The sequence below is a fragment of the Mesorhizobium sp. M4A.F.Ca.ET.022.05.2.1 genome, from assembly GCF_003998845.1.
Lineage (GTDB): Bacteria > Pseudomonadota > Alphaproteobacteria > Rhizobiales > Rhizobiaceae > Mesorhizobium.
Window position 1 is genome coordinate 1 of record NZ_RZOJ01000385.1, and the last position, 5,724, is coordinate 5,724.

At 64.2% G+C, this 5,724-nt stretch carries 5 protein-coding genes; all 5 read left to right on the forward strand.

Going from position 1 to position 5,724, the window contains the following annotated elements; all coding sequences use genetic code 11:
- Positions 1 to 50 precede the first annotated feature (50 nt).
- Positions 51 to 1,262 carry an ABC transporter substrate-binding protein gene (locus EN745_RS28315; protein ID WP_245487862.1) on the forward strand — a complete coding sequence of 404 codons (1,212 nt, stop codon included), beginning with the start codon at positions 51 to 53 and terminating at the stop codon, positions 1,260 to 1,262.
- Between the two features lie 158 nt (positions 1,263 to 1,420).
- Complete coding sequence (locus EN745_RS28320) at positions 1,421 to 2,281, forward strand: sugar ABC transporter permease (protein ID WP_126057345.1); 861 nt, start codon at positions 1,421 to 1,423, stop codon at positions 2,279 to 2,281.
- Positions 2,278 to 3,114 carry a carbohydrate ABC transporter permease gene (locus EN745_RS28325; protein WP_126057344.1) on the forward strand — a complete coding sequence of 279 codons (837 nt, stop codon included), beginning with the start codon at positions 2,278 to 2,280 and terminating at the stop codon, positions 3,112 to 3,114. Before EN745_RS28320 ends, EN745_RS28325 begins: the two co-directional genes overlap by 4 nt.
- Before the next feature lie 11 nt (positions 3,115 to 3,125).
- On the forward strand, positions 3,126 to 4,211 hold the full coding sequence (ugpC, locus tag EN745_RS28330; RefSeq protein ID WP_126057343.1) for a sn-glycerol-3-phosphate ABC transporter ATP-binding protein UgpC: 1,086 nt from the start codon (positions 3,126 to 3,128) through the stop codon (positions 4,209 to 4,211).
- 212 nt (positions 4,212 to 4,423) lie between these two features.
- Positions 4,424 to 5,724, forward strand: a 1,301-nt coding sequence (locus EN745_RS28340; protein WP_189363184.1) for a Gfo/Idh/MocA family oxidoreductase, incomplete at its 3' end; no start/stop codon positions are given.

Below are 5,724 nucleotides of genomic sequence, written 5' to 3' on the forward strand. Positions count from 1 at the left end.
CCACACTGACCTGCGCCGCGCTCGCGCTTGCCCTGGGCTCCGGCCCGGCCATGGCGCAATCCGGCGAAATCACGATCTGGAGCTGGAACATCGCGGCTTCGTCGCTGAAGGCCACCGTCGCCGGCTTCAACAAGAAATACCCCGACATCAAGGCGACCGTCGAGGATCTCGGCAACCAGCCGACCTATGACAAGTCGATTGCCGGCTGCGCCGCCGGCGGCGTCGGTCTGCCGGACATCGTCTCGATCGAGAATGGCGAGGCCGAGAACTACTGGAGCCAGTTCCCCGACTGCTTCGTCGACCTGCATACGCTGGGCTACACCGCCGAGGACCAGAAGAAATTCCCCGATTTCAAGCGCACCGAGCTCGAGGTCGGCGAGAAGGCCTATGCGATGCCGTGGGATTCCGGCCCGGTCGCCGCCTTCTACCGCCGCGACTTCTATGAGAAGGCCGGTGTCGACCCCGCCTCGATCAAGACATGGGATGATTTCATCGCCGCCGGCAAGAAGATCCAGGCCGCCAATCCCGGCGTCACTATGACCAACGCCGATTTCAACGGCGACACCGAATTCTTCCGCATGATCGCCAACGAGCAGGGCTGCGGCTATTTCGCCGAGGACGGCCAGTCGATCACGGTCAACCAGCCGAAATGCGTCGACACGCTGACCAAGATCAAGGAGATGAAGGACGCCGGCATCATGGCCTCGGCCGACTGGGGCACCAAGATCACCAACAACACCGCCGGCGCCGTCGCCACCCAGGTCTATGGCGGCTGGTATGAGGGCACCATCCGCACCGAATCGGCCGGCGAAAACGGCAAGTGGGGCGTCTATCCGATGCCGAGCCTGACCGCCGACGGCCCGCGCGCCGCCAATCTCGGCGGCTCGTCGCTGGCCATCACCTCGGCCTCGAAGAACAAGGAAGCGGCCTACGCCTATCTGAAATACACGCTGGAGACCAATGAAGGCCAGATCACCATGCTGAAGGATTTCGGCCTGGTGCCGTCGCTGATCTCGGCGCTCGACGACCCCTATGTCTCGCAAGGCCTGCCTTACTGGGGCGGCCAGGCGGTGTGGAAGGATATCCTGGCCACCCTGCCCAAGGTCGTGCCGAGCCGCGGCACGCAGTTCCAGAGCGATGCCGAGCTCATCATGCGCGCGGTGCAGACCAAATATCTGGGCGGCGGCTATCCGGACGCCAAGGCGGCGCTCGACGACGCCGCCAACCAGATCGCCTCGGCGACCGGCCTGCCGGTGAAGTAGTCAGCCAGTTTCCTTCTTCCCGTTAACGGGGAGAAGGTGCCCGAAGGGCGGATGAGGGGCAGCGCCAAGATCAACAATTGGCGCTGCTTTCGCAAAACCCCAAGCGTAACACTGCGCCCATCAAGAAGGCGCGACAGGAAACAGAAAGGGAGGAAACGATGCGCCATCAGAACGCCACGGCTTACCGTTTCCTCACGCCCTATCTGCTGATCTTTTCCATCTTCTGGGTCTGGCCGATCATCAGCTCGTTCCTGATCTCCTTCCAGGCGACGCGCACCGTGCCGTGGCGCTTCGCGCCGACCTTCAACTGGGGCCGGCTGATCGGCGACCCGGCCTTCTACAACGCGCTGAAGAACACGCTGCTCATCCTGGTCATCCAGGTGCCGGTGATGATCTCGCTGGCCATCGTCATGGCGGTGCTGTTGAATTCGCCACTGCTGAAAGTCCGCGGCCTCTACCGCTTCGCCTTCTTCGCCCCGGTGGTGGTCGGCGAGGTCGCCTATTCGGCGGTGTTCCGGCTGATGTTCAACCTCAATTTCGGCATCATCAACAAGCTCTTGAACAGCGTCGGCCTGCCCAGCGTCGACTGGTTCTCCAACGTCACCCCGGCGATGGCGCTGATCATGATCGCGGTGACCTGGCGCTGGGCCGGCTACAACGCCATCATCCTGCTGGCCGGCCTGCAGTCCATCCCGGACGATGTCTATGAGGCGGCCACGCTCGACCGCGTCAGCAAGGTCAAGCAGTTCTTCTACATCACCCTGCCGCTGTTGAAGCCGATCATCGTCTTCTGCGCCGTGCTGTCGATCATCGGCACCATGCAGCTGTTCACCGAGCCGTTCCTGATCACCGAACGCGGCGGTCCCGGCGGCGGCACCGAGACGCTCGGCCTGTTGCTCTACCGCCAGGGCTTCCGCTCGCTGAATTTCGGCTACGCCTCGGCCGTCGCATACACGATGGCGGGGCTGGCCATCGCCATCACCCTGGTGCAGCTCTGGCTGACGAGGGACCCGAAATGACCTCGCGCTCGCAAAGCCGGCTCGGTCGCGCAATCGCACTGCATCTCTTCCTGACGCCGCTGGCGGTGATCTGGCTGTTTCCGCTGTGGATGATGGTGGTGTTCTCGACCATGCCCGACAACGGCATCTTCAGCCCCGGCATCGAGCTTCTGCCGCACGACAATTTCATCGACAATGTCAACAATCTGCAGCGCGACACCAATTTCGTCGGCGCCATCGGCATCTCGGTTTCGGTGGCGGTGACCTACACCTTCCTGTCGGTGCTGCTCACCTCGATGGCCGGCTGGGCGCTGGCGCGCTATCAGTTCGTCGGCAAGGGCGCGGTGGTGGCGATCATCCTCGGCACCATCACACTGCCCTATTCGGTGGTGCTGATCCCGCAGTTCATCATGGTGGCGCGCGACTTCCAGCTCGCCAACACCTGGATCGCGCTGATCGTGCCGCCTCTGTTCAATTCGCTCGGCGTGCTCTTCATGCGGCAGGCCTTCTCGATGATGCCGGCAGATCTGTTCGACGCCGCCCGCGTCGAGGGCGTCAAGGAGTGGCGCATCTTCCTGTTCGTCGCGCTGCCCTTGGCGCGGCCGATGCTGGCCGCGCTCGCCATCATCCTCTTCCTCGCCTCGTGGAACAACTATCTCTGGCCGCTGCTGATCAACAGCCAGCCCGGTTCGATGACCGCACCGGTGGCGCTCGGCACGCTGATCGGCCTGACCAAGGTCTCCTGGGGCGGCATCATGGCCGGCGCCGTCATGCTGACCGTGCCGATGCTCGTCGTCTTCGTGCTCCTGCAGCGTCATTTCATCGCCGGCATCGCCGCCGGCGCCGTCAAGTAGGAAAAGGCGAGATGGCAGCGGTCACACTCAACAATGTCGTCAAGCGCTTCGGCGGCTTCGGCGTCGTCCACGGCGCCAACATCGACATCGCCGATGGCGAGTTCGTCGTCTTCGTCGGCCCGTCCGGCTGCGGCAAGTCCACGCTGCTGCGCATGATCGCCGGGCTGGAGGACATCAGCGGCGGCGAGATCGCCATCGGCGGCAAGGTGGTGAACGACGTCGAGGCGGCCGAGCGCGGCATCGCCATGGTGTTCCAGTCCTACGCGCTCTACCCGCACATGACGGTGAAACAGAATCTGAGCTTCGGCCTGCGCATGAACGGCAACCCGAAGGCCGACACCGAGCGGCGGGTGAGGCGCGCCGCCGAGATTCTCCGCATCGACGAGCTGATGCACCGGCGGCCGAAGCAATTGTCGGGCGGCCAGCGCCAGCGCGTCGCCATCGGCCGCGCCATCGTGCGCGAGCCGCAAGTGTTCCTGTTCGACGAGCCGCTCTCAAATCTCGACGCAGAATTGCGCGTCCAGATGCGGGTCGAGATCTCCCGGCTGCACAAGGAGCTCGGCGTCACCATGATCTATGTGACGCACGACCAGACCGAGGCGATGACGCTGGCCGACCGGATCGTCGTGCTCAAGGCCGGCAATGTCGAGCAGATCGGCGCGCCGCTCGACCTTTATGACGATCCCGCCAACCGCTTCGTCGCCGGCTTCATCGGCTCGCCGAAGATGAACTTCATGCCGGCGAGGGTTGTCGAGACCGGGCCGGGCGCGGCGACGGTCGAGCTTGTCAACCACGCCGGCGCGCGGCTGAGCAAGCCGCTCCAGAGCACGCCTCCGGCTGTCGGCGCCGAGGTCGTGCTCGGGGTCAGGCCGGAACACTTCTTCGATGCCGGCAAAGGCGACTGCGACATCGCCGTCAAGGCCGATGTCGCCGAGCATCTCGGATCGGTGAGCTACGTCTACGCCGGTGCCGGAGACGACGAACTGATCATCGAGCGCGAGGCATCCAGGCAGCGGGCGAGCGGCGACCATCTGACGGTGGCGATCAAGGCCGACAAGGCGCTGCTCTTCGACACCAAGGGCGCGCGGATACGCTAGAGCAATTCCAGGAAAAGTGTGTAACGGTTTTCCGTCCGGAATTGCGTAAAAACAAATACTTAGAGCGGTTCGGCGATTCCAAGAAACGTTGAACCGCTCTAGGGCATGAGCCCGAAAAGCGCGAACCGGCTTTCGGAAAGATCATGCTCGAACAAAATGGTTCCATTCTTGCCCGATCGCGAATGCGTGGCGGCGACCCCAGGAGATTTGACATGACATCCAGACCGCAAAAGATTCGTTGGGGCATTCTCGGGCCCGGCAGCATCGCCAAATCCTTTGCCGGCGGCGTGGCGCAGTCGCGCACCGGCGAACTGGTAGCGCTCGGTGCCCGCAACCCCGGCAAGGCGGGGCTCGCCGAAACCTTCCCGGGCGCGCGCATCCTCGACGGCTATGAGGCGCTGCTCGCCGACGATGGTGTCGACGCCGTCTATATTTCGATACCGCATCCCGGCCATGCCGAATGGGCGATCAAGGCCGCTGAAGCCGGCAAGCATGTGCTGTGCGAGAAGCCGCTGGCGCTGACCGCCTTTGAGGCCGACGCCATGATCCATGCCGCGCGCAAGGCCGGCACCTTCCTCGGCGAAGCCTTCATGTACCGGCTGCATCCGCAGACGCTTAAGCTGGTGGAATTGATCAAGTCGGGCGTCATCGGCGAAGTCCGCATGATCAAGTCGAGCTTCGGCTTCGCCATGCCGGGCTTCCTGCCGGAGCATCGGCTCTATGCCAACGACCTCGCCGGCGGCGGCATCCTCGACGTCGGCGGCTATCCGGTGTCGATGGCGCGGCTGATCGCCGGCGCCGCGACAGGGTTACCCTTCACCGAGCCCGACAAGGTGGTGGGGGCGGCACATCTTGGCCAGTCCGGCGTCGACGAGTGGGCCTCGGCGCTGCTGCAGTTTGCCGGCGGCATCGTCGCCGAGCTTTCCTGCAGCATTTCGCTCGACCAGGACAATGTGCTGCGCATTTTTGGCACCAAGGGTCGCATCGAGGTTCCGGACTTCTGGTTCGCCGGTGGCAACCGCGACGTCGGGCAGGGCCGGATCGACCTGATCCGGGCAGGCCACGCACGCGAGACCATCAGCGTCAACGAGACGCGCCATGTCTATTCCTTCGAGGTCGATGGTGCCGGCGAGGCGATCCTCGCCGGCCGCCAGGAATTCGCCTGGCCAGGCATGTCCTGGGCCGACAGCCTCGGCACGTTGCGTGTTCTCGACAAATGGCGCGCCGCGGTTGGGCTGGAGTACGAGATCGAAAAGCCGGCTAAGCGCCTCAACACCATCGTTGGCCGGCCGCTGCGCACTGATGGCAAGGCCATCGGCAAGCGCGCCATCCCCGGCCTGCCGAAGCCGACGTCTGTGGTGGCGCTCGGCTTCGAGGATTTCCGGACCTTCTCTTCGGGTTCGATCCTGCTTGACGCCTTCTTCGAGGCCGGCGGCAATCTGTTCGACACCGGCTACGTCTATGGCGCCGGCTATACCGAGACGCTGCTCGGGCACTGGCTGCGAAACCGCGG